The following is a 23,006-nucleotide window of genomic DNA, read 5'->3' as shown; positions in this document are numbered from 1 at the left end:
GGAGTTTGCGTGCGGAACGGCCAGAAAAGAAAATAGATGAGTAACGGATAGGTTGTGCAAGAAAGCGACGACAGAACGGCGACCGCTGGCAAAGACCAGTGCGCGCTGCAACACCACAGGAAGCTAGTGAAACGTGGTGGAGTGGGCCCCTCGGGCCGGACATGGTCAAACTTAAGGTTTGACCGGTATGCCGGGTTTTCGAAGGACGAAAGCCCATGGCCAAGCACCGCACGTACAGCCGCCTACCGCTACGGCGCGCCGCATGGGCGTGCCTCCCGCTGGCTCCGTTACCGCACCGGCGGTCGAGGCCACTCACATCCCAAACGCGATTCCCAGCGCCGCACTGGCGATCTGCTTTGCCTCGATAGCGTCATGGGCCACAATCGACAGGCGACTGCTCTTGCCGTTGAGATCGTAATCGACAAGCCATTCGCAAGTCGGTCCGCACCACTGCGACCCAACCACCACTCTCGTGATCATCTGGTTGCCTCCGAAGAGAATCGCAATCGTAGATGAGTGTGGAACAAGGCAGGATTGAGGACAATGACAAAGCACCGCGGCGCCCCTCAGGCGATCGCGCGGTTTCGATTGGGGGCCGGGACCTTCAGCCTGCGCGCGCCGTGGGGCGTCATCAGCTTATCGTTTCTGCAGCCGAATTAACTTGGATCAAGCAACCCGGCTGCTTCAGTCGGGCAAGAGACGCAGATTGGTCTATCCGATGGAAAAGCCTTCGGCGTGAAAGAGCAGGCCTCTGAAATCGCCAAGATTCGACAGATCGACGTGTCTCTTCCCGATCGCGAGCCTCTGCCATGAGTATCAGCGCCGCTGCGCGTCGAGGACGTCTTGAAGCTGGTCGAGCGCCGAGATCTCGGCGTCCGCGGTCTCCGCGAGCTCCTGTCGAATATGCTCGGGAAGCTCGTCCTGCTTCCCCTCAGCGATGTTAAACAAGGCGTCGATCAGCTCCCCGACGCGATCGATACCATTCGGGTCCATTTCGAGATTGGCCAGTCGCTCCAGGATCGGCTTCGCGCTAGGCAGCCCGCGCTCTTGCTCCGTCTCCTGGAGCCTAGCTTCGAGCTCATCAATGCCGCGCAAAATGTCCTTAGCCTCCCTGCTGAAGCGCTCGCCCTCGCTGGCGTTCAGCTCGGCCTCTATGCTTTCCCGCGTTGGCTTTGTCGGCATATTCATCCCTTGCTAGTCTCCGGCGGGGACTTAATCACTCACGAATCTGGTATGCCTATGATCACAGGAGATGTGTGATGCCAGAAAAGAATCCGATCGACGAACTGAACGCGGTATATGATCAATTCATCAAGTTTCCCGGTCCTGAGCCTCTGCCGCCAGAGCTAAAGGCGCTCCTCAAGGCTATGAAGGACGCGATCAATAATCTTGACGAACGGACGCCTGGCGGATTTCTGGACAATCCGGACGTTCTCGGAACCAAGGACATTCTAAAATGAAAAGCCGGGCAGACGCCCACAACTGGTACGGCGACGTTAGTTCTTGGACCGAGGAGCAGCTCGAGCGTTATCATAGAGGACGCGGCTTGCCCTGGGCGCAAGAGGAAAGCCCGCCGACATACGACGCCGACTGGCCCCCCTGGCATCATGACAGCTAGAGGCACGCGACTTTCCTCACCACGGCCGATGATGCTCGCCTCATCGCCGAGGGTGAGTTCGAACGGCAAGTAGCTCGGATTGCGGGGCGTGCACCGGATTCGACCCGTCTCGACACAGCATCGATCTCGATGTGCGGCACGGACGCAGATAGACTCGAAATCGGCAAAGCTGTCATGAGCAAGGCCTCCCTGTAGACGCCCGACCTGACAGAAAGGGACCATGAAGGGAGTCAGGGCATGATCCACTCGGTTGCCCGGTTCTCTGGCTCAGACCCACGGCTGTGTTCGGAAAACAGGCCCGTCACGGCTCCAACGCGACCTGCAAGCCCTCGTTGCCTTCAACATGAACATAACGGGGCCCGATCGGCCGCCCCCTGCCACTGGCGACGGTGACGATGTCTTCCAAGGGGGCGACGTGCGCATCCGCTTCAGGACGGGACAAGATCAGATCGGCGTGAAACAGCCCCTCCGATTCAAGACCATTCGCATCGACGCCAAGAGCCGCCAAGGCGGCCAGACTACTTTCGAACTCCTCCGCATCGCGAAAGCGACGCTGAATAAATGTCGCGCCGGTCAGGCGTTCCGTCACAAGGCCATGCTTCGCGAACGTCGCAGCCAACGAATCGAACGGGAACATTCGCAGCACGAAGGAGATGATCCATGGACGCTTCCCTGTTGCATCGAGGATTTTGCTGAACGTCTTTTCGGTGACGTAGCCGATGCAACCCGTCGACATGATGACATCAGCGGAGCGGATAACACGCGCGCTGTCCGCCGATAGCGACTCACGTTCAAGATCGGCGACAATGCCCTGCTCAAGAAGACCAACACCCGTTGCATAGCTGATCGCCGGCGCCGATATATCGAGACTGATAAATCGCGCCAGGCCGACATCCGGCCAAGACGCATAGAAACTGCGATCGAGACGCACCAGTGTCTCGGAACTAATCGCCCTCATCTCGCGTCGCGGTGACGCAAGCCGCCGAAGGTCAGCGGAAACCGATGCACCGCGGCGTTGATGCCGTATGAACAGCCAACATCGAGCACGGTCGGCCTAAGGCCGGTTGCCGAAGCTTTCGCTGCCAGAATTTGGCGTACCACCGGCTCGGCCACGTCCGAGATCATATAATCCAAATCTCCCAGCACAGAGAAATATGCCCTGGGATCATCCAAAGCATAAATGTCATTGAAGACGGCCTTAGACTGATTGATGCGCGAAAAATCTGCTCGCAACCCGATGTCTCCCATTTCACTTTACAAGCCACTCGACGGCTGCTGCCTTCGAGTCATCGGTGCCTTATTGCAGAGATTGGCCGATGCATAAACCCCATCGCACTTCGTCTTGCTTCGCGAAGCAGAGGATCTCGCCTCCTATCGCTCGGATGGTCGACATAGGCGTCGCCCGTCACCAGCACGATGTTCGCAAGGCCAGCGTCTTATGCGTGGGCGCCATGGAAATGACCGCCCACGCCCACGAAGGCCGCGCTCTGGGCTCCAGGATCATGCTCAAACGGAGCGCTACTTCTTCTCCTCCTCGTGTTGGGGTGGGCGCTGTGCCGCGGGCGGATGAGGCGGCGGGGGCGCCATGCGCGGTGGCTGCTCGTGCGCAGCGGGAGCGGGAGGCAGTTCCGCTTGCGGCGGCGCCGGCCGTCGCTCCTCGACCCTTGGTTCGACTCTTGGCTCAACCCTCGGCTCAACCTTCGGTGCTGCCTTCGGCAGTTCGTGGGACGGCTCGACGGGACGCGCCTGCTCGGCCTTTGGCGCCTCCTGCGGTGGACGGCGCGGCACTTCGGCGGGCGCTTTTGGCCCGATTTTCGGAGGTTCTTTACTCATCTCCGTTGCGCGCGGCGGCACCTGCCCCGGACGCGGCGCTTCCTCTTGCCGGGCAGGCTCGCGGTTCGGCGCGGCGGCAGGCGCAGCCGGTGTGCGGCTCGCGCGCGTCACGCCCTCGCCTTGCATGACACCGGGGCGCACTGTGGCGGCGACCGTGGGCTCACCGTGGTTCTGCTTCGAAAACAGCGCGCGGTCCCTGCTCGCGGTCTGGACATGCTGGACCTGTGCTGGCGTCGCCGCAACGTGCTGCTGACGCGCGAACGCTTCCTGCTGCGGCGTCGGCCGCACGGTGGTGCCGCCATTGCCGCCGTTGAAGCTGACGCGATTGACCGTGTTGTTCACGACCACCGTCTGATTGTAGACGTTGGTGATCCTGACATTGGTGATGTTGTTGACCGCGCGGTTGTAGAAGAAGGCGCCATGGTCCCAATGGCCGCCGAGATAGCCCTCGCCGGTATAGCCGAAGCCATAGTCGATGCCGCCATAGAAGCCGACTTCCCGTCCCCAGTAGCCCGGGTGGAAGGCATAGCGACCACCGACCCAGCCCCAATAAGCGGGCGTCCACAGGAGCTCGCGCTGCGGCGGCTCGACCCAGGTGCCCGGCACCCAGTAATAGTCGAGCTCGCTCGGATCCCAGGCCCAGTAGCCGGGCACCCAGATATAGCCCTCGGCCGGACAGACCGGCTGCTCGTAATAGGGAAGCGGCGGCGGGGCAATCTCGACGCTGATGTCGATCACGGCCTGGGCATGCGCCGGCCGATTCATGTAGGCGGGGAAGGCTCCGCCCAGCATAAGGGCGAAAGCCGACGATCGAAGGAGCTTCATCTGAACGCTTCCATATTGTGAGGAGAGAACTGCAGACGCGCAGCGAGGGGGACAGGCCGCTTAACGAAGGAACGATCGTTTTGGTTCCACGCTTCGGGTTGAGATCGTCCTTTTCTTCATGGCAGAAAATGAGCGATGTCACTGAATGCAGTCTGAATGCCTCTGTTGGATAATTGTCATGTTCTCCGGTTGCTGCAGCCCTCGTGCTCGATGTGGCGAGCGAGACGAACTTCATGAGACAAAACTGCGCGCAGGAATTGTCGAGGCCATCGCTAGCAGAGCAGGTCCTCACTGGCCGTCTTGGTCGTCTTACGATTACCCACATTCTTTGCCCATGAAATCGCTCTGAAACTACAAAGTGATTGGAGTACATGAATCTCATCAAAGGCGTGGCTTGTGGAAACAAGCAAGAAGAGGTCATGACGATGCGCATTCCCAGCACCCGTTGGTCGAAGAGAATCAGTCGCAGGGCCCCAACGAACCCAGATCACCGGGACAGCCACGTTCCTGCGGGGGCGAAAGCGGGGAGTCGAACAACAACGGCGCTGGTATTGCGTTTACATCCGGATACCGGCGCGCAAGTAGAAACACCGATGCGCTGGGGATTGATCCCGCACTACGCTGACTGCCGTCCCGAACTTCAGCCGCTCTACGCCCCAGCGGAAACTCTACCTCAGCAGCGCATGTTTCGCGAAGCTTATCGCAAACGACGATGCATCGTGCTTATGAAACAGTTCTATCAGAGAGATCGACAGCGTAGGCGTAAGATGATCGTGCATAAGAATGGCGAACTGCCGATTCCGATGATCTCGCCCGGGTGTACCGATATGATCTCGCCCAGGATTCCGAGATGATCTCGCCCACCATTCCGATTTGATGTCGCCCGGGGCGCGAGGCGTTCTGGCTGTCTGTTTTCTGGCATCGGGCAAGCCGCGTGGTCAACCTTGAATCGCGGCTTGAAGGTCTTCTTCGTCTGCTGTTTCTGCTGTGGGCATGTGGGCAACGCCCTTTGCGTTGTCCAAGCGCAGCGGCATGTCCACAGCGCCACTTGCTCAGGCTTTTCGGCCGGGTTTGCGGGTTCGCCGCATGCTCTCGCCGTTGAGATCGATCCGGTGGGCGTTATGGACCAGGCGGTCGAGGACGGCGTCGGCGTAGGTGGGGTCACCGAACACGACAGAGTGCCCCTATTTTGGAACGGGTCGTGTCTCACGTCACGATCACGGACCCGCATCATTTTCTGTTCGGGCACCGGCTTGAGGTGCTGAAGGAGCGGTCGGGGCGCGGTCCCGCCTACGTCGTTGTCGCGCTACCGGACGGCCGGCCGCGGGCAGTGCGGATCGCGTCGACGGATCTTGCCGAGACGCCAATCACTTCCCGCCCGAACGCCGCCGATCTGCCGCGCATCAGCGTACGTACGCTGATCCCATTGATGCAACATTTGAGCGCGAGTCTGAGCCTTCTCGACGAGAAGGTGATTCGCGATGACCCACCGACCGCTTCCAGGTCGCGTTGCGTATCGACCCCTGCCGATGTTGGCAAATCCACCCGGCCGTCCGACGGCCGACGTTCCGCGCCTGTGGCCGAATCTGTCGACCGCGACGCAAACCCAGATCGCTCAAATCGTCGCCACGCTGCTGCGGCGAATGCAAGCGGTTCCCGGCACGCCCGGAAGGGGACTGCGTCGTGCTGATCAGCTCGACCGTCGCTGACGAGCGGCTCACGACTGCGCACCGAGCCAAGTTGGCCTATGTCTATGTGCGGCAGTCATCCGTGAACCAGGTGCGCCAGCACCAGGAGAGCACGGAGCTGCAGTACCGCCTCGTCGATCGCGCCATCGGTCTGGGCTGGCCGCCGGAGCGCGTCCAGGTCATTGACGAGGATCTGGGCAAATCCGGTGCTGGCGGTGTGGATCGTCATGGTTTCCAGAAGCTCATTGCCGAGATCGGCCTTGGCAACGCCGGTCTTGTGGTGAGCCTCGACGCTTCTCGCTTGGCCCGCAATAACCGGGACTGGCATCAGCTTCTCGAACTGTGCTCGGTGTTCGGCGTGCTCATTGCGGATGGTGAGCGGCTTTACGATCCTCGCGCCTACCACGACCGCCTGCTGTTGGGCTTGTCCGGCATCATGAGCGAGGCGGAGTTGCATCAGCTTCGAATGCGCCTTCACCAAGGGGAACGCCAGAAGGCGGCGCGGGGCGAACTGCGGCTGCCCCTGCCAGCGGGGCTCGCCTATGATCGAGCGGGCACAATTATTCTCAATCCCGATGAGGAGGTGCAGGCCCGTCTTCATCTCGTGTTCGCCAAATTCCGGGAACTGCAAAGCGCTCGCCGTGTGATGCGGTACTTGGACAGGAACGGATTGTCCTTGCCGGTTCGACCGCTGCTTGGACCATCTCCACACGAGATCGTCTGGCGTGCGCCAGATAGTGCACGCGTCCTTAGCTTGACTTTGGCCAATTTTGAACTCGTTCATGGGGTACGCGGACCCCTGAACATGGGATCGTTCTCGACGATTTCATGAGCGCTCGTGAGCATGAGTTTCATGCGCCCCATATTGCCAAAGGTCGTCCAGCGCCCCTTCACGTTCGACCAGTAGAAGAGCTCGAAGCGATCGGTATCTGGAATGGGGCGCAGCCGTGCGACCGGATTTGAAGTCCGACGGTTGATAACTAAATAACCGCCACTGCTCTTTTCTATGTCGTGATGCGTGAACTGAGCAGCAATCTGGGCAAGCGTTGGGTCGGATTTTGCCATAGCGCTCAATGTGCTCGATGGGTGCCGCGCGGGCCAGGATGAATCGGTTTGCCGACTCAATTTGTCGCAGCTGGACGAGGTTGCTGCGATTCATCGTGCCGATTCTACCGATGGGATGCAACATGCCCGCCTTCTCCCCCGCTCTTGCGATCCGCTGCCGCCGCGTTTTGTGGCCCGGCTTGCCGTCTTCACCGATCTGTTCACACGCCCCACTTGGCTGAATGTTCTGACGCTGCTCGCCGGCGTTATCCTGGCGCCCGGCCGGCGCACTGTCACGGCGGCGCTGCGCATCTTAGGGCGGGAGCGCGATCGCGATTTCTGTACTTTCCATCGCGTCCTCAACCGAGTGGCGTGGTCGTCGCGGGCCGCGGCAGGCCACCTGCTGCTCCTGCTGATCAAGGTCTTCGTGCCGGCCGGCGAGGCGGTGGTGATCGGGCTCGATGACACCATTGAGCGGCGCTGGGGGCCCAAGATCAGCGCCCGCGGCATCTATCGCGATCCGGTGCGCTCCTCCAAGGGGCACTTCGTCAAAGCCAGCGGCCTGCGCTGGCTTTCTGCCATGTTGCTGGTGCGCGTGCCGTGGGCCGATCGCGTCATGGCGCTGCCTTTCCTCACGCTGCTCGCCCCCTCCAAACGCTTCTATGACGGCAAATCGCGCTCGCCCAAGACGCTGCTCGATTGGGCCCGCCAGGCCGCCCGGCAAATCCGCCGCTGGTTGCCCGATCGATATATCGTACTGGTCGCCGACAGCGCCTTTGCGGCCATCGAATTCCTTGCCGCAGTCCGCAAGCACGTCTGCGTCGTCACCCGCCTGCGCCTCGATGCCAACCTGTTCGAATTTCCCCGACCAAAGCGCAAAGCTCGTGGCCGCCCTCCAATTCGAGGCAAGCCCCACAAAAAACTCTCTGCCATCCTCAAGGATCGCAACGTGTCCTGGACGCGCTACCGGGTCAGTCTCTGGTACGGCCGAACCAATCGCATTGTCGAGATCGCAACCGGCACCGCGCTGTGGTATCGCGGCGGCGTTCCGCCGGTACCGATCCGCTGGCTTCTCGTCCGCGACCCAACCGGCGAGTTCGACCCGCAGGCCTTCCTGGCGACCGATCTCACCGCTCTTCCCCGCGACATCCTCGCCTGGTTCGTCACTCGCTGGCAGGTCGAAGTCACCTTCGAGGAAGTTCGCGCTCACCTCGGTGTCGAGACCCAGCGCCAGTGGTCGGACAAAGCCATTCTGCGCTCCACCCCGATTTTGCTCGGCCTCTACTCCATCATCACTCTATGGACCCACGACCTCGCCAAGGCACGAAAGCTGAAGCCCAGAACCGCAGCTTGGTATCCAAAAGCCACCCTGACCTTTAGCGATGCGATCGCCGCCGTTCGACGCCAAATATGGGCTCATCAGATTTCTTTCATGTCCCGGCCGCGCCGTGACAGCATAGAAATTCCGCGCCATATCTGGCGCCGGATGGAGAACGCGCTCGCCTACGCCGCATAAATCGGCCAAAGTCGAGCTAAGAGGAAAAGAAAATGGCGGGCCCCTTTAATGGGAGTCCGCCGATTTGTTTTTAGATAACCAAAATTAATCCTTACGTTGAAGTCCCGTGATCTTCCACCCGAGCGCGTCAATTGCGGCAAGGTGGTAGTCGAGAGTTTGCTTCTCGTCATAAGCCGGCGTCGGGGAACCAATCTGATGCTGCGGCTTGTTCAATCCCAGCTTCTTCGCGTGCTTCACTTCGCCTTCCTCGATCGCACGGACTATGCGCTCGATGTGTTTGCTGTCCACGCGGGCGGGGTTTTTCTCGTTGAGAAGCTGGCTGACGAACGGCCCGCTGAATTTGAGAGTGTCGCCAATCTCAGCAAGAGTGAAGAGACTACGGAACCGTCTCAGGCGATCTCTCAGGTCCTTTTTGAGGGGACCGTTCTTCTCGTCCTGATACCTAGAGTCAAAATCCATTCAATATTCCTTTCGTGACGAAATCGCGTCGACGCGAAGCGTGGCCCAAGGTATAGACGCACAATTCCAACACGTAAACCGAAATCGCAAAGAATGTTGGAAATATTTGTCGAAGCGTTCGTGTCGCTCGGTGGCCCGCGATGAGGGTGCACGAATCTTCATCGCGCAAAGCAGATTCTCCTGGACTCATTATTTCGTGTAATTTAGGGAAAATATTATCGAATTTTTTATGCGCAAAATGCGAGCCAATCGGAGGTGCTGCGATGCTAGAAAAGGCCACTGAAAATACCAAGGGCAAGGCCGGGAAGCGCGATAAATTCGTGGAACTGGCCGAGAATCGCACCCGGACTGCCATTAAGGCCATCCGCACAATCGCGAAATTGGGTAATAAATCGGCCTACGATTACACCGAGACCGATGTGAAGAAGATCGCTAGCGCTCTCCAGCGCGAGATTGATGCCCTTAAAGCCCGGATGATGCAGTCCGGCGCGAAGGATTCCCTCGATTTTAGCCTGTGAGGAGCTGCGAATGGCATTGAACCCGCCTGATCTCATGAGTCGACTGTTGAAAGCGCGCTCCACCGCGCAGGTGGACGTCATCATGGCCGGGCTCCCCATCGTGTCGCCGGATGACTACCTGTGAATGCTGATTGAAAAATGACCCCCATCGGCGTCGTCGGACTCCTTCAGGCCATTGATTTCATTGAATTGAAATGATGGGACCCCCACGCCGATCATGGTTGAGACCCCACGCCGAAACACACCGGGGACTCGAGAAGGCGGGCGTCTCAGGCGACCGCAGCGCGCGCTTCCGGCCGAACGACACCATCCTGCAGCTGCTGGCCAGCATCTGATTATTATGTGGCGGAGGAATCCTGCCGTGGCCGGCCCTGGCTGGCGTTAGGGCGCCTCCGCCACATAATCTCGTCCGACACATAAGAACGGATCCACTCCAAACGCCTCGCTCACCAGCATCGCAAGCGAGTCCATGCCGCGACGGAAATCGACCGGCTGCGTCGCGATCCAGATCGACAACCCGGGTCGCAGCCCGATCATCAGACAACTGTCCCGACCGCCGCCAGCACCTCGCACAGCGCCCGCCGGTCGACCGCTCCTCTGACACGGATGCGAACCGCGCCGACCTCGATCTCGATTGCTGCCCGCTCCTCGCGCGACGGCAATTCGCCCCCGCTGCCGGTGATCGCGACCGGCACAAAGCCAGCTGGCATGCCTCTGTCCCCGCGCTCCGCGACCTGCGCCCGCGTTGCCTGGCGACGCCAGAGAAACAACAGGCTTGGACTGATGTCGTGTCGCCGCGCCACCGCGGACACGCTTGCACCCGGCGCAAAACTCTCCGCGACAATCGCCGCCTTCGCATCGGCCGACCAGCGCCGACGCCGGCCCGTCCCAGTGATGATCTCGACACGCTGCAGCGTGTCGGCACCGTGTTCGAGCATAGGCGTATGACTATCCTTATCGCTATCCTTACGACTATCCTTTGACATTGTGACCTCGCGAACCAACCATTCCGCGAGATCTTTCTAGCCGACCAGATCAGCCCTCAGAGCGTGGTCGCTGCATGACGCTCACCCGACTTCAAAGCCTGGATCGCGCCCAAGGGCGGCGATGCAGAAGCCAAAGCGCGCGCACTGGCAAGCCAGACTGCTCCGGAATCAGAATCAGCCCGACTTTAAAAAGGTAACGAAAGCAGCCCGGCCGACGTTTTATGTGGACGCCGCTACGGCCCTCGTCGACGCATCTTATAAGACGAGTGACGGTCATCCGCGAGCATCGAACGAAAGCACCCTTGATCTTATTTTTACATCTATCGCGACCGCAAGTGCAGTGCCTTTGCCAAGGCTCGCGCCGCCGCTTCCGGAGAAGCCTTGTCCATATCGCTGTCGACCATGAGGTTAGCGGCGCGCATGGCCTCGACCGAAACCGAGCCGACAAGAGGCGCAAGCGCTCGCTTCAACCGCGCATCGCCGGCGTGCTTCGGTGCGATGAGGATCAACGCGTCGTAGGACGGTATCGCATGCTTCGGGTCGGCCAGCGCGAGAAGGTTCTGCGCCGCGATACGCCCGTCGCTGGAGAATGCGGAGATGACGTCGGCCTCGCCGGATTCGAGGGCGTGATACATCATCGTCGGGTTGAACGAGCGTCGCGCTTTGAAGGACAGGCCATAGGCGCTCTTCAGCGAGCTCCATTCCGGTCGTCCCAGAAATTCGAGATCATCGCCGATGGTGAGTTGAGGTGCGACACGGGCGAGATCGGCGATCGACGTGATCCCTAGCTCCTGCGCTCGCTCTCGCTTCATCGCGAGAACGTAGGCATTCTCGAAGCCGAGCGCGCCAAGCACTGTCACGCCCCGCTCTGCTTTCATCCAGCGGACGATCTCCGCCTGCATCTTCTCGTGCGATGGCGCATCGGCGCGGCCGATGACATTGCGCCAGAGCGTGCCGGAGTAATCGACGTAAGCATCGATGTCATTGTGCACCAGGGCGCGAAAAGCGATGGCCGAGCCGAGCCCGTCCTTGCGCGTCACACCGGCTCCCTCGGCCTTCAGCCGGTCACCCATCAGATTCGCCAGGATGAACTGCTCGGAAAAGCTCTTTGCGCCGATCGTATAGGTTGCGGCTTCGTTCGAGAGCAGCGATGTCAGGCCGGCGAGCGTGCCCAAAGCAAGCCCGCCGATCCCGATCGCCACGCGCTTTCTCCTGCGTTCAGACGCGCCTGTCTCCACCAGACCGAGAAAGAGATCGGTGACCAGAGCAAGCCCGGCGGCGGCAACGCAGCCGAACAACACGGAGCCCCAATTCTCGGTCTGCAATCCCGTAAAGATGTAGTTGCCAAGGCTGGTTTGGCCAACGGGCGTCGACAGCGTGGCCGCTCCGATCGTCCAAACGGCTGCAGTCCGCACCCCGGCCATGATGACGGGCGTGGCGAGCGGCGCCTTGACCCGCGTCAGAATCTGCCCCGGCGTCATGCCAACGCCTTCCGCCGCTTCGACGATGGCCGGATTGACGCCGTTCAGGCCGACTACGCCGTTGCGCAGAATCGGAAGCATGGCGTAGAGCGTCAACGCGATCAGCGTCGGCAGGAAACCGAGCGCGGGGATGCCGAAGCCGAACAGCCGCACGGTCAATGTCGAGAGCGCAAGGAGCAAAGGATAGAACAGGGCGAGCAACGCAAGCCCCGGTATCGTCTGGATCAGGCTCGCGATGGCAAGCACCAGCCTGCGCAGCCATGGCCGATCCGCGGCGAGGGCCGCCAGCGGCAGGCTGATGAGAAGCCCAAGCCCCAGCGCCGTGGCGCAAAGGACAATGTGCGGTGTGAGATAGGTCGGAAGCAGACGCCAGGCGTCGAACAAAGCGTCTGATTGGGCACCGGACAGCAGCTCTGCGCCAGCATCAGGCACGGGCAGATCCGTTCCTGGCCGCAAGCGCGGCGATACGCTCCGCCTGACGTCTCGGCACCTCCATCAAAGCGGCAACGTCGGGATCATCAGACCCCATCATCAGGGCGTGCGGCGTATCGTCCGCAAGCACGTGGCCGTTCTTCATGACGACGATCCGATCAGCCATCAGCACAGCTTCTTGGATATCATGGGTGACCATCAGGGTCGTGATGCCAAACCGGTCGTGCAGCTCGCGGTAGGAGGACCCCAGGCTGTCGCGTGTGACAGGATCGAGCGCACCCAACGGCTCGTCCATCAAAACGATGCGCGGTCGGGCGGCGATGGCACGCGCGACGCCAACCCGTTGGCGCTGGCCTCCGGACAGCATATGTGGAAATCGGCTGGCGTAGTCCTGCGGCAGGTCGACCACATCCAGCATCTCGGCCACCTGCGTTTCGATCTCGTTCGCCTTCCAGCCAAGCAGCCTGAGCGTCACCGCAATGTTGTCGGCGACCCGCATGTGCGGGAACAAGCCGATCCCCTGAAAGACATAGCCGATGCTCCGCCGCAGCATCGGCGGTTCGGCCGCGCTGACAGGCACGCCGTCGATCCTGACTTCTCCAACGTCAGGATCGACGAGACGATTGATGGTCTTCAACAGCGTGGTCTTGCCAGATCCCGAGCCACCTACCAGCGCGACCAGCGTACCTTGCTGCACGTCGAGCGATACGTTGGAAACGGCAACACTCCGTCCCCCATCGTAGGACTTCGACACAGCATCGATCTCGATATACGGCGCGGACGCGGATGGATTCGAAATCGGCGAAACTGTCATGAGCAAGGCCTCCCTGTAGACGACCTACCTGATAGAAAGGGACCATGCAAGGAGTCAGGGCATGATCCACTTGGGTGCCCGGTTCTCTGGCTCACACCCACGGCTGTCTTCGGAAAACAAGCCCGTCACGGCTCCAGTGCGACCTGCAAGCCCTCGTTGCCTTCAATACGGACATAACGAGGCCCGATCGGCCGCCCCCTGCCGCTGGCGACGGTGACAATGTCTTCCAGGGGGGCGACGTGCACATCCGCCTCAGGGCGGGACAAGATCAGATCGGCGTGAAACAGCCCTTCCGATTCAAGACCTGTCGCATCGACGCCAAGAGCCGCCAAGGCGGCCAAGCTACCTTCGAATTCTTCGGCATCGCGAAAGCGACGCTGGATAAATGTCGCTCCGGTCAGACGCTCCGTCACAAGGCCATGCTTCGCGAACGTCGCAGCCAATGCATCGAACGGGAACATTCGCAGCACGAAGGAGATGATCCATGGACGCTTCTCTGTCGCATCGAGGATTCTGCTGAACGTCTTTTCGGTGACGTAGCCGATGCAACCCGTCGACATGATGACATCAGCGGAACGGATAATGCGCGCGCTGTCCGTCGATAGCGACTCACGTTCAAGATCGGCGACAATGCCCTGCTCAAGAAGACCAACACTCGTTGCATAGCTGATCGCCCGTGCCGATATATCGAGACCGATAAATCGCGCCAGGCCGACATCCGGCCAAGACGCGTAGAAATTGCGATCGAGACGCACCAGTGTCTCGGAACTGATCGCCCTCATCTCGCGCCGCGCGTAGCGATGACGCAAGCCCCCGAAGGTCAGTGGAAACCGATGCACCGCGGCGTTGATGCCGTATGAACAGCCAACATCAAGCACACTCGGCCTAAGGCCAGTTGCCGAAGCTTTCGCCGCCAGAATCTGGCGCACCACCGGCTCGGCCACGTCCGGGATCATATAATCCAAGTCTCCCAGCACAGAGAAATATGTCCTGGGATCATCCAAAGCATAAATGTCATCGAAGACGGCCTTAGACTGATTGATGCGCGAGAATTCCATTCGCAACCCGATGTCTCCCATTTCATTTTGCAGGCCGCTCGACCGCTGTTGCCGTCAAGTATTCGGTCGCCTTATCGCAGAGATCGTCCGACGCATAAACCCCATCGCGAGTTTTTTCAGTCTCGCTTCGTGGAGCAGAGGGTCCACCTCTTATTGCAGAGCACGTATGAGAAGATGAAGTGGCTCCAAAAGCGGCCACGAGATTCTTCGGCATTTAAGTTGTGACGTTGAGGCTTCTTGAGTGCCGAATGGTAGCGATTCGCAATGACCACATGTTGATGGCGCGATTATGAGTGGAGCTGAGCATTAGCGCTATGCGCTGCATCGCTCGATCTTGCCGATCGTCATAGGCTCGATCGTTGAATGCGACGATGCTGAGAGCCTTCAAAATTGCATTGCTGTTTTTATGGCTGCGATGCGCCTTGTCATGCGTTGGGCCGTCTCTTCAGTCCGGTCTGGAAGCGGTCGATGGGCACGCATGGCGTGCGCAGACCGGTCCGAGTGTCGGCCGTTCCTGTTCGGGAACAAGCGGCCGATAGGTGGCGTTTCAACTAGGCTTCGAGTTGCGGAACAGCTCGAGCAGTTACGAACGGCCTCAGCATTTACCCCCGGCCAGCTGAGGCCGTTTTTAGTCGGAGCTCGCTAGACGCGTCAGAAATTGGGATTCGATTATGGGTTCATTTTCGCACTGGATTTTGACGATTGCCGTATTTGCTAGCCGGGTAATGGGGATCTTTCGAGGATTGCAAAACAGATCCTCCTGAATGCCGTCTTGTCGGCATTCGTCCCCGGGTACGGGTTCGTCTATTTCGTTGTGGGGAAGCCAGCGTCACCGCACATTCGCGAGGTGCCATGAGGGCGCCAGTTCACGCCGGGGGCGCCAACCGCCGCGGTGGCTGGCATTTTCCGACGAAATTTCCACCCATTCGCAACATAAAAGCGAGGACAGCATGAGCAACCTCATCGATTTCCGGAGCGCGTCGGCGCGCCGCGTTCCTTTGCCTAGCCATAAGCATTCGGAGGGCGGACCATGGTGAAGAATTCCCGCAAAGCAGAGGTGGCCCCGGTTGTCTGAACAGAATCTCCGCGTCGATAAGTGGAGCATCTGCCGGGGTTAGGCTGCCATGCGGATTGGCAGCGGGTTGAAGTAGGCTTGATCCGGTGTGCCGCCGTCAAGGCTCGAGTGTGGACGTCGGCCATTGTACAACAAGGCTTGAGAACGCCCACGGGACCGTTTGCCGTGAGGTTCTGTACCGGCTTCACCCTTGGGCAGGCCGCGAGGTTTTCGTCCATGCTGTGATCGACAAGGCGGACGGCGTTATTTTCCGCTGTACGCTGGATGGATCGGAGACGCAGCGTTTTCTGGAGATCCCATCGTGGATGTTCGACCGCGCGGCATGTGCTGGCGGTGGCAGCCTAACAGCAGAGCCCTTTGTCAGCGTGGAAGCGCTCAACGCGCTGTCGGCGCTTCTCGATTCAGCGGTCAAGAGCGCAGCATCAACATTGAATGAGCCGCTTTCCGGTGCATGCGGAGTCTCTCACGACCAGAATCGGGGAGAGGCTCATGGCAAGCAGGACGGCGATATCGGCGAACCAGGTTCGGCGCAACCGGCGGTTCGGCATGCATCAGATGGACCTGTTCGCGGGCGGCATCGCGCACAGCACCGTCGGGATTCCGGAGTGGCGGGAGCTGCCGAAGGAGGCGCAGGATGCGCTGGTGAACTTGATGACGCAGCTGGTGCTGGACCATGCACGGGTAAGCGCAACGCCCGCGAAGAGGGAGGACGGTCATGATCAGTGACAAGGTCCGCCCTCACCACCTTGAGCGCAAGGCGATCCTCTATGTGCGTCAGTCCTCCGCCCATCAGGTTCTGCACAATCGTGAGAGCAGTGCGTTGCAATACGCGATGCGCGACAGATTGACGGCGCTGGGGTGGTCCAAGATCGAGGTGATCGACGATGATCTTGGACGTTCCGCTGCCGGCAGCGTCCAGCGCGCTGGCTTCGAGCGGATGGTGGCCGAGGTCTGCCTCGGCAAGGTCGGCGCAGTCTGTGCGCGGGAGGTCTCGCGCTTCGCCCGCAATAGCCGGGATTGGCAACAGCTGATCGAGATGTGTCGCGTCGTCGACACGGTGCTGGTCGACCAGGAAGCTATCTATGCTCCGCGGCACGGCAACGACCGACTGCTTCTGGGGTTGAACAGGCTCGTGACATGATGCACTACCTCATGATGTTATTGAAAAGGCAGCTTTTGCTGTCGTGCGTCTGATGATACTGCACGGCCGTTGCGGATTGCACGACGCACCGTGGGCCGATCGAGATCTTCTTCGCGGATCACATAGGGCGCCCCGGCACAGATCTGTCTGCCGGGCAGTATCCCGTCCCGGATCAAGCGAATGACCGTCATTTTGTTGATGCCAAGACGAGTCGCGGCTTCATGCAGTATCAGCTCACGTCGCTCCTCCAATCCGAGGTAAGCCCCACAAAAAACTCTCTGCCATCCTCAAGGATCGCAACGTGTCCTGGACGCGCTACCGGGTCAGTCTCTGGTACGGCCGAACCAATCGCATTGTCGAGATCGCAACCGGCGCCGCGCTGTGGTATCGCGGCGGCGTTCCGCCGGTACCGATCCGCTGGCTTCTCGTCCGCGACCCAACCGGCGAGTTCGACCCGCAGGCCTTCCTGGCGACCGATCTCAACGCTCTTCCCCGCGACATCCTCGCCTGGTTCGTCACTCGCTGGCAGGTCGAAGTCACCTTCGAGGAAGTTCGCGCTCACCTCGGTGTCGAGACCCAGCGCCAATGGTCGGACAAAGCCATTCTGCGCACTACCCCGATCTTGCTCGGCCTCTACTCCATCATCACGCTATGGACCCACGACCGCGCCAAGGCACAAAAGCTCAAGCCCAGAACCGCGGCTTGGTATCCAAAAGCCGCGCTGACCTTTAGCGATGCGATCGCATCCGTTCGACGCCAAATATGGGCTCATCAGATTTCTTTCATGTCCCGGCCGCGCCGTGACAGCATAGAAATTCCGCGCCATATCTGGCGCCGGATGGAGAACGCGCTCGCCTACGCCGCATAAATCGGCCAAAGTCGAGCTAAGGGTCCACATCCTCCATCTCTCGCACAGCATGACGCTCTCGCGCCTTCTTGACACAACACCACGCGGCACTTCGAGTTCGACCGCGACAACGGCACCTATTTCGGCGAGTTCTACTGGGACGATTCATCGGAAGCCGCCGAGCATATTGCAAGCTACGGCCTTGCCGCCGCACCGGTATGCTGGCTCCAGGTCGGCTATCCCGCGGGCTACACCACGAAATTGTTCGACACCCCCGTGATCTTTCGCGAGATCGAATGCGCCGCCATGGGCGCGCCGCGCTGCGTGATCATCGGTCAGCATGCCGATGCCTGGGGCGACGACGCGCCTGAGCGGCAGTATTTCGGCCTTGAATGGAAGAGCCGCCCGCGTCACGCTTCGGCAAAAGTCCCTTGCCGAACAGGAGGTGCCTGCCGAGGTGGATGCTAGTCGCCCGATTCATTCAGATTGCAGGGTAGAGATGCTTGAGTTTGATACGGGCATTGGGGGTTGAGAATTGCCAATTGGCCTTGGTGTGGTTGGCATTGCGGTCGTGCTCCCATGCGGCGATTTCCTCGACGAGGGTTTGTTTATCGGCAATCCGACGGTCGAGGCACTGGGACGTGAGGACGCCGAGTTCGGACTCGGCCAGATCAAGCCAACTACCGTGCTTTGGAGTGTAGTGCCATTCGAAGCGCTCGACCAGTCGCCTGGCCTCGGCGGCTGGAAACGCTTCGTAGAGTGACCCCTTGCCGTGGATATTGAGATTGTCCTGGACCAGTACGACGGTCTTGGCGTTGGCGAAGTAGCGATCGGCCAATTCTTTCAAGACGTGAGCGTAGTCCACGGCGGTATGGCGATCGGTGACCTTGACGTGGCGCCAGCCTTCGAGCGGTGCAAACATCATGAAGATGTTGGCGGTGCCGTTGCGCTCGTACTCGTAATCGCAGCGGGCCGGGCGTCCCCGCTTCATCGGGATCGGCAGGCGCGTCTCGGCAAGGAACTGCTTGGAGGTCTCGTCCAGGCACACCAGCGGGTAATCGGGATCGCGTGGCCGCGTGTAGACCGCCAGCACATCTTCCATGGCGGCTACGAACGCGCCATTGGCCTTCGGCGGGATGACCCAGCACTGCTGGCGATGGGGCTGGAGAATGTTTTTTTTAGTGCCCGCCCAATCGTCGAGTCGCTGGCGCGATCGACAATTTGCAGTTCCACGACCTTTTTCTCCAACAGCCGCAAGGTCCAGCGCGCGCGTCCCTTGGGAGGTTTGGAACAAGCCAGCGCAATCAGTTTGGCTTTTTTCTCGCCGTCAAAAATCCGTGCAACCGCCGGTGTCGCCCGTTGCTTGCGGCTCAACACAGCCTCGAAGCCTTCTTCCACCAGTTGCTTCCGGACCCGGTAAACCATCGATGCGCTGGTCTCCAGCGCCTTGATAATCCGGTTGTCACTCCAGCCTTCGCCGGCTTCCGACACATCGGCCTTCAACAATATCCGCGCCTTCAGCAGCCGCTGCGCTGCGCTCTTGCCTTTGCGTATCAGCGCTTCGAGTTGCTCACGTTCCTCACCGCTCAGCCGCACAACATACTTCTTTACCGAAATCTCCTTCGCAGCCATGATTGCCTCCGCCGCATCCGATGCGACCAAAGCGAATCACAAAATTCATGTCCTTGCAAATTGATTGAAGCGAGCGACTAGGGGCGATGTTGCGGTCGGCGTCTCCGCGGCCTTCGTCCGTACGCGGTGGCAGCTTGAGCGCGTTGCGGCGACTGATGCGACCGTATTGTTTGTCGGCGAGTCCGGCGTCGGGAAGGAGCTGTTCTCCAGCCAACTGCACACGATGAGCCGGCGCAATGCTGGTCCGTTCGTCGCGATCAACTGCGCCGCGATTCCGGAGCAGCTCGTCGAGTCAGAATTGTTCGGCGTCGAGAAGGGTGCCTATACCGGCGCCGTCGCCTCACGCGCGGGCTATTTCGAGCGTGCCTCGGGCGGCACGCTGTTCCTCGACGAGATCGCTTACCGGGTCTCGTGGCACCTCAGTGACAACATCATACTTGGCGAGCCTCTCGCCACATTGTCGGAGCTTTAGAAAGGGCATCGTGACCGATCTGTTTGAGGCGGTCAGGTCTTATCTCACCTGTGGTCGCGGCTTCCAGAATTTTCGAGGCGACATGGGTGCGAGCACCGTTATCGTACCGTGAAAGATTCTTGCAGACGTCGTCGAGGACCACCCGTAGGAGCGCAGTCGTGGGGGCATCCAACATTTGGAGATCTCCCTCATTCTCTGGCAGGTCGGGTAGCGTCGATTTCGCGCCACGAGCGCTACGTGAAAACTACCCAAAGTAGAACATTCGTGTGGTCACCATAGAAGAAGCTGACAAGAACGCAACAAGCAGATGTCTGTTTGACAGCTTTCGCGTTGTTTTTCCTTTTAATTGAATCGAAGAGCGGCGCACGTCAGCGCGAGATGCGGATGAGCCACTGCGTCCCAATCCCTGTTGCTTCGCGTCTTGATACACCTGCGGGCTTCGTTGCGAGCGCACTCGAACGGGGGACGTCCGGTCAGGCGGAAGTCCGGAAGTCCAACGTCTCTCTCAGCCTCGCGCGGTAGGTCCCGTTATATGAGCAAGCCTGATGTCTCAATCACGTGTGACGATCACACATCAGCGCAATTGTCCTGCCTGTCGCTGGAACGCGTAGATCGGATTCATGCCGCGATAGGCGTGGGTGCCGGATGCAGTAGCCATGCACTGGTCATAGGTCGAGAACTGGCAATTGCCCGGATATCCCCAGGTAGTCCCTGCGGCAGTAAACGTCCTGCCGAGCCGGGGGGATGTACGAACGACCCCGCGGAGCCGCGGTCGAAGGCGACCCAAAGCCGACGAGGATGGGAAGTGCAAGCACACCGATAAACAGAAGGTTGCGCATGAGACCTCTTTTCAAAACAATCCGCGCCTTCTCCTCCTCAGACCAACGCCGTGGCCGGCCCGTCTCCACCACTTCAAGTCGATTCAGCGCGCTGATCGTATGGCTGTCCATACGTACAGTTCTCAACCATCAGGTCAGCCCGCCGCAAGGCCATGCACTTCTCCCGCACGCCAACCGTTCGGCCTGAACACGCCGTCATTGATCAGTCGCGTCACGCAGTCGTCCAACAGCGGGAAGGTGTTGGCAGGGATAACCGCCGCATCAAATACATGACGACAGACCAATCGGTCGGCAAAGCTGGCAAGGACGGACAGCGCCACCTCGTTTTCTTCAAGGAAAGGCGCGACAAGCCTTTTGCGGGCTACATCCAGCGTAACGAACGGAACGGCCCGTGCCAGAATATCGCCGAAGGCCGCGGTCCATTCATGGAGGTCTGAACGCCGATCATCGCTGCGTTTTTTTCTTCTTGTCGTCGCGCCACGAAGGAAGAAGGCTTTCCCTCGTCCAATCGGTGAGTTCGACAAGCAACCCTTCCATACGCGGTCGAGTGTCAGACGCCATCCACGCTTCGAGGGGCATGTTCTTGAAGAGTTTTGCGGCAGTCTGCGAGTCAAAGAACGGGTCCGGAATGTGCCAGTAATTGTTTGGCATTTCCCGGCCTCGGTGCGACCCACCCTTGGCCCATGCCGGAGGGAGCTTGGGCATCGGACCCGGCGTGTTGTTCTTGAGGGCCGCCAGAGCACGCGCAAGGTTATCGGCACGGGCGCTGTGAACGATACACAGGCCCATAGCAAGTTGCCCGGCGACCCAGCGACCGTGTTCGTCCTTGTCAGCGAACAGCGCTTCGAATGCGAGCTCGCTCACCACGTTGATCGGGTGAAGCGTCAGCTTCATAAGTCGCTCGACACTGTCCGCGCGGGGCGTCTCGGAGCGGCGGTCGTGAAACACGGCGACTGCCAGGCGTCGTTTCGGATGCCAAGGAATAATCGAACCGCCGAATTTGTCTGGATTTTCCAGCATCGTTTCGATGCGCGCCAGCACGCCCCAAGAAGCCCACGTGCGATCCGCGTTATCCGGGGGACCGAAACGGACGACACACGCCGCAACGCTCGCCGCCACGGACGGCAGCGACGACGCCATATCGTCGCGGAAATCAAAAGCTGCCCCGGTGTCTAGGCCTTTCACGTGAGAGACGGCGGCGGCGAGGGTCATACCGTCTTCGAGCTTGTTGCTTGACAACGATTGGCCAGCCCAGCCGGCGATGCTGAACCCTTGAAGTACCATCGTGCTCTTCTCTAGCCTCTTTTCCTGTGCGGGCGTGAGAGGATTTGGGCGATCGTACGTGATCGCAACGCGATCCTCGCCGTATGGGCTTTGCTTGTAGTTTGCTTTGTCACCAAGACCTGCCCAGCCGTCGGCGTCTTCCTTCAAATGATCGGTGCAGCTTTGATCAGTCCTGTCCTCTTCGTTTTCGTACGGAAGATCGTTCGGGAATTGAGCAAGCGAATCTTTGAATTTGTTGCGAAGAGTTTCGTCCTCGTTCAGAGCGAAGAACATCGCGAGTTGCGTGACGGTTCGCTTGCGATATTTACGGTCGTCCAGATAGATTTTTGCCTCGGCCTTTTCGCCGTGCAGGCGAGATAGGAAGCCGTAGCCCAAGAGGTCGATGTTTTTCGATGACTCTTGCGAATGGGGCGCCCGGTCGAAAGCCCAAATACGCTGGCACGCCGCCAAGGCCAGCGTCGTCTCGGTCGTTGCCCACGATTCAAGTGGGAGGTCGAGGGCGATGCCAAGAACCGCAAGGCACTCGTTTCCCTCCACGAAGTCTTTGATGACGTCGCTGGTGGGGCCTACCGCTATCGACTTGTTTGAACGCCCAATAGGTGAGCGCAAGAAACGCGCATTCAAGCGCGGTCGGTGCCAGCTGACCTTGGCCCCAGCTATAGGCGCGCCAGTCTCCCCAAAATTCCTGCTTGCCCCACGGAAACTCAACGGGCACCGGGATCGGGGTACCCAGCTCTCGTTTCCGCATGATGTGAAGCTGCTTCCAGCCTTCCGTCGCATGGTTCGAGAGATTGCGGATCAACCGCAGAGCGACCGCCGGACTGTTTTCGAACAGGCTTTTGAACGGTTCATGGAGTGCCGATGGCGGCTGATAGAAATTGTTGTATTGCTCGATGCCAATATCGTCCTCATCGAAGCGGTCAGCGCCGATGGGAAAGTGAGTGTGATCCAGCATGCGCTGCTGGTTAGGCGTGTGGTCACCCTCGGGAATAGCGCGCACTTCTTCGAGGCGCTTGTAATATTCCTCCCGCTCTTTGCGCTTTCGGTTGTATTCATCAAGTGGAAGCTCTTCCATGAGTTGAGCTTCGGCAAGATCGGCCAGCAAGTCGGGGGCAACCTGAGACATGATGGGCGAGAACGTCATCAGGTCGCTGTAAACCTTCCGACGCCTGTCCTTGTCACCAATGGCGCGCTGAAAGATCGCTTTGGCAAAATCAGGATAGCTGTGGGCGGATCGCAAAAGAACCATTCGCAGCGCCGTGCCAACGCGCGTGCCTTCCTCGCGCCCAAACGGATAAATGCTTTCGTTGTGTTTCGGCGTGGGGTCTCGACCATGATCGGCGTAGGGTCCCGCCATCTCAAATCAATGAAATCAACGGCCTGAAAGGGTCTCGACGACGCCGATGGGGGTCAATGTTCGATCAGCATTCACATAATCGATTTT

24 protein-coding genes and 6 pseudogenes are annotated in these 23,006 nt (G+C 59.8%); 11 read left to right on the top strand and 19 right to left on the bottom strand.

The genetic code is table 11. The features are described 5' to 3' along the window. Nucleotides 1-312: 312 nt before the first annotated feature. Nucleotides 313-480, bottom strand: coding sequence for a hypothetical protein (locus NLN62_RS51550; RefSeq protein WP_254114325.1), 168 nt, complete (start codon nucleotides 478-480; stop codon nucleotides 313-315). 336 nt (nucleotides 481-816) lie between these two features. Next, a complete protein-coding gene (locus NLN62_RS51545) occupies nucleotides 817-1,188 on the bottom strand; it encodes a hypothetical protein (RefSeq protein ID WP_254114324.1) in 372 nt (123 codons plus the stop codon). Between the two features lie 71 nt (nucleotides 1,189-1,259). On the opposite strand from NLN62_RS51545, the gene NLN62_RS51540 reads away from it, so the two are divergent. Next, nucleotides 1,260-1,460 (top strand): hypothetical protein, encoded by a 201-nt coding sequence (locus NLN62_RS51540; RefSeq protein WP_254114323.1) that lies wholly within the window; start codon nucleotides 1,260-1,262, stop codon nucleotides 1,458-1,460. A 459-nt stretch (nucleotides 1,461-1,919) separates the two neighbouring features. Here the strand turns inward: NLN62_RS51540 and NLN62_RS51535 are convergent. Continuing rightward, nucleotides 1,920-2,866: pseudogene (locus NLN62_RS51535) on the bottom strand (class I SAM-dependent methyltransferase). A gap of 270 nt (nucleotides 2,867-3,136) precedes the next feature. Further along, entirely contained in the window at nucleotides 3,137-4,276 is a 1,140-nt protein-coding gene (locus tag NLN62_RS53170) for a YXWGXW repeat-containing protein (RefSeq protein ID WP_305881692.1), read from the bottom strand. Between the two features lie 371 nt (nucleotides 4,277-4,647). Here NLN62_RS53170 and NLN62_RS51525 point away from each other — a divergent pair, with 371 nt between their 5' ends. After that, nucleotides 4,648-5,130: an SOS response-associated peptidase family protein gene (locus tag NLN62_RS51525; protein WP_254114322.1), complete on the top strand. Its 483-nt coding sequence runs from the start codon at nucleotides 4,648-4,650 to the stop codon at nucleotides 5,128-5,130. 198 nt (nucleotides 5,131-5,328) lie between these two features. Here the strand turns inward: NLN62_RS51525 and NLN62_RS51520 are convergent. Continuing rightward, nucleotides 5,329-5,448, bottom strand: a pseudogene (locus NLN62_RS51520) (ATP-binding protein); the annotation flags it as partial. Nucleotides 5,449-5,477: 29 nt separating this feature from the next. Here NLN62_RS51520 and NLN62_RS51515 point away from each other — a divergent pair. Together NLN62_RS51515 and NLN62_RS51510 are read left to right on the top strand one after the other, a co-directional pair. Then, nucleotides 5,478-5,966: a hypothetical protein gene (locus NLN62_RS51515; RefSeq protein WP_254114321.1), complete on the top strand. Its 489-nt coding sequence runs from the start codon at nucleotides 5,478-5,480 to the stop codon at nucleotides 5,964-5,966. Beyond that, nucleotides 5,960-6,796 carry a recombinase family protein gene (locus NLN62_RS51510; protein ID WP_254114320.1) on the top strand — a complete coding sequence of 279 codons (837 nt, stop codon included), beginning with the start codon at nucleotides 5,960-5,962 and terminating at the stop codon, nucleotides 6,794-6,796. Before NLN62_RS51515 ends, NLN62_RS51510 begins: the two co-directional genes overlap by 7 nt. Here NLN62_RS51510 and NLN62_RS51505 read toward each other — a convergent pair. Beyond that, nucleotides 6,745-7,029, bottom strand: coding sequence for a hypothetical protein (locus tag NLN62_RS51505; RefSeq protein ID WP_254114319.1), 285 nt, complete (start codon nucleotides 7,027-7,029; stop codon nucleotides 6,745-6,747). The genes NLN62_RS51510 and NLN62_RS51505 overlap by 52 nt on opposite strands. Nucleotides 7,030-7,198: 169 nt before the next feature. On the opposite strand from NLN62_RS51505, the gene NLN62_RS51500 reads away from it, so the two are divergent. Continuing rightward, entirely contained in the window at nucleotides 7,199-8,524 is a 1,326-nt protein-coding gene (locus NLN62_RS51500) for a transposase (RefSeq protein ID WP_254114318.1), read from the top strand. An 84-nt stretch (nucleotides 8,525-8,608) separates the two neighbouring features. Here the strand turns inward: NLN62_RS51500 and NLN62_RS51495 are convergent, their stop codons facing one another. Then, nucleotides 8,609-8,983 carry a hypothetical protein gene (locus NLN62_RS51495; protein WP_254114317.1) on the bottom strand — a complete coding sequence of 125 codons (375 nt, stop codon included), beginning with the start codon at nucleotides 8,981-8,983 and terminating at the stop codon, nucleotides 8,609-8,611. A 263-nt stretch (nucleotides 8,984-9,246) separates the two neighbouring features. On the opposite strand from NLN62_RS51495, the gene NLN62_RS51490 reads away from it, so the two are divergent. After that, nucleotides 9,247-9,501, top strand: coding sequence for a hypothetical protein (locus tag NLN62_RS51490; protein WP_254114316.1), 255 nt, complete (start codon nucleotides 9,247-9,249; stop codon nucleotides 9,499-9,501). 381 nt (nucleotides 9,502-9,882) lie between these two features. On the opposite strand, the gene tnpB is transcribed toward NLN62_RS51490, so the two are convergent. The 5 genes from tnpB to NLN62_RS51465 form a co-directional block, all read right to left on the bottom strand. Further along, nucleotides 9,883-10,038 carry an IS66 family insertion sequence element accessory protein TnpB gene (tnpB, locus tag NLN62_RS51485; protein WP_254114315.1) on the bottom strand — a complete coding sequence of 52 codons (156 nt, stop codon included), beginning with the start codon at nucleotides 10,036-10,038 and terminating at the stop codon, nucleotides 9,883-9,885. Next, entirely contained in the window at nucleotides 10,038-10,439 is a 402-nt protein-coding gene (locus NLN62_RS53120; RefSeq protein WP_371933187.1) for a transposase, read from the bottom strand. Before NLN62_RS53120 ends, tnpB begins: the two co-directional genes overlap by 1 nt. A gap of 368 nt (nucleotides 10,440-10,807) precedes the next feature. Beyond that, nucleotides 10,808-12,352, bottom strand: coding sequence for an ABC transporter permease/substrate-binding protein (locus NLN62_RS51475; protein ID WP_254114386.1), 1,545 nt, complete (start codon nucleotides 12,350-12,352; stop codon nucleotides 10,808-10,810). A gap of 40 nt (nucleotides 12,353-12,392) precedes the next feature. Continuing rightward, the gene (locus NLN62_RS51470) at nucleotides 12,393-13,214 is read right to left on the bottom strand and encodes an ATP-binding cassette domain-containing protein (protein WP_254114314.1); all 822 of its coding nucleotides are present in this window, start codon (nucleotides 13,212-13,214) and stop codon (nucleotides 12,393-12,395) included. A gap of 125 nt (nucleotides 13,215-13,339) precedes the next feature. Then, complete coding sequence (locus NLN62_RS51465; protein WP_254114313.1) at nucleotides 13,340-14,272, bottom strand: class I SAM-dependent methyltransferase; 933 nt, start codon at nucleotides 14,270-14,272, stop codon at nucleotides 13,340-13,342. 1,564 nt (nucleotides 14,273-15,836) lie between these two features. Between NLN62_RS51465 and NLN62_RS51460 the strand changes: the two genes are divergently transcribed. Together NLN62_RS51460 and NLN62_RS51455 are read left to right on the top strand one after the other, a co-directional pair. Further along, the gene (locus tag NLN62_RS51460) at nucleotides 15,837-16,073 is read left to right on the top strand and encodes a hypothetical protein (protein ID WP_254114312.1); all 237 of its coding nucleotides are present in this window, start codon (nucleotides 15,837-15,839) and stop codon (nucleotides 16,071-16,073) included. Further along, nucleotides 16,063-16,470: pseudogene (locus NLN62_RS51455) on the top strand (recombinase family protein); the annotation flags it as partial. The gene NLN62_RS51460 and the pseudogene NLN62_RS51455, both read left to right, overlap by 11 nt. Nucleotides 16,471-16,505: 35 nt before the next feature. On the opposite strand, the gene NLN62_RS53870 reads toward NLN62_RS51455, so the two are convergent. Beyond that, complete coding sequence (locus NLN62_RS53870) at nucleotides 16,506-16,739, bottom strand: helix-turn-helix domain-containing protein (RefSeq protein ID WP_371933186.1); 234 nt, start codon at nucleotides 16,737-16,739, stop codon at nucleotides 16,506-16,508. A 50-nt stretch (nucleotides 16,740-16,789) separates the two neighbouring features. On the opposite strand from NLN62_RS53870, the gene NLN62_RS51450 reads away from it, so the two are divergent. Beyond that, nucleotides 16,790-17,356, top strand: a complete 567-nt coding sequence (locus tag NLN62_RS51450) for a hypothetical protein (RefSeq protein WP_254114311.1) — start codon at nucleotides 16,790-16,792, stop codon at nucleotides 17,354-17,356. Between the two features lie 156 nt (nucleotides 17,357-17,512). Next, a pseudogene (locus NLN62_RS51445) lies at nucleotides 17,513-17,803 on the top strand (4-vinyl reductase); the annotation flags it as partial. A gap of 13 nt (nucleotides 17,804-17,816) precedes the next feature. On the opposite strand, the gene NLN62_RS51440 reads toward NLN62_RS51445, so the two are convergent. Then, a protein-coding gene (locus NLN62_RS51440; RefSeq protein ID WP_254114113.1) for an IS630 family transposase occupies nucleotides 17,817-18,967 on the bottom strand; the annotation gives its coding sequence in 2 pieces (ribosomal slippage) (nucleotides 17,817-18,505 and nucleotides 18,505-18,967; 1,152 coding nt in all). Between the two features lie 94 nt (nucleotides 18,968-19,061). Here NLN62_RS51440 and NLN62_RS51435 point away from each other — a divergent pair. Continuing rightward, nucleotides 19,062-19,367, top strand: a pseudogene (locus tag NLN62_RS51435) (sigma 54-interacting transcriptional regulator); the annotation flags it as partial. Nucleotides 19,368-19,398: 31 nt separating this feature from the next. On the opposite strand, the gene NLN62_RS51430 reads toward NLN62_RS51435, so the two are convergent. From NLN62_RS51430 to NLN62_RS51410, 5 genes and pseudogenes are all read right to left on the bottom strand, one after another. Continuing rightward, nucleotides 19,399-19,614, bottom strand: coding sequence for a hypothetical protein (locus tag NLN62_RS51430; protein ID WP_254114310.1), 216 nt, complete (start codon nucleotides 19,612-19,614; stop codon nucleotides 19,399-19,401). A 399-nt stretch (nucleotides 19,615-20,013) separates the two neighbouring features. Next, nucleotides 20,014-20,278: pseudogene (locus NLN62_RS51425) on the bottom strand (DUF3551 domain-containing protein). A 134-nt stretch (nucleotides 20,279-20,412) separates the two neighbouring features. Beyond that, complete coding sequence (locus NLN62_RS51420) at nucleotides 20,413-20,802, bottom strand: hypothetical protein (protein WP_254114309.1); 390 nt, start codon at nucleotides 20,800-20,802, stop codon at nucleotides 20,413-20,415. After that, nucleotides 20,723-22,099: a hypothetical protein gene (locus NLN62_RS51415; protein WP_254114308.1), complete on the bottom strand. Its 1,377-nt coding sequence runs from the start codon at nucleotides 22,097-22,099 to the stop codon at nucleotides 20,723-20,725. Before NLN62_RS51415 ends, NLN62_RS51420 begins: the two co-directional genes overlap by 80 nt. After that, nucleotides 22,044-22,919: a hypothetical protein gene (locus NLN62_RS51410; RefSeq protein WP_254114307.1), complete on the bottom strand. Its 876-nt coding sequence runs from the start codon at nucleotides 22,917-22,919 to the stop codon at nucleotides 22,044-22,046. Before NLN62_RS51410 ends, NLN62_RS51415 begins: the two co-directional genes overlap by 56 nt. Between the last annotated feature and the right edge of the window lie 87 nt (nucleotides 22,920-23,006).

The organism is Bradyrhizobium sp. CCGUVB23, assembly GCF_024199885.1.
Taxonomy (GTDB): Bacteria; Pseudomonadota; Alphaproteobacteria; order Rhizobiales; family Xanthobacteraceae; genus Bradyrhizobium.
Note: the sequence above shows the minus strand (reverse complement) of the source record. Positions and strands in the feature narration are given on the sequence as shown.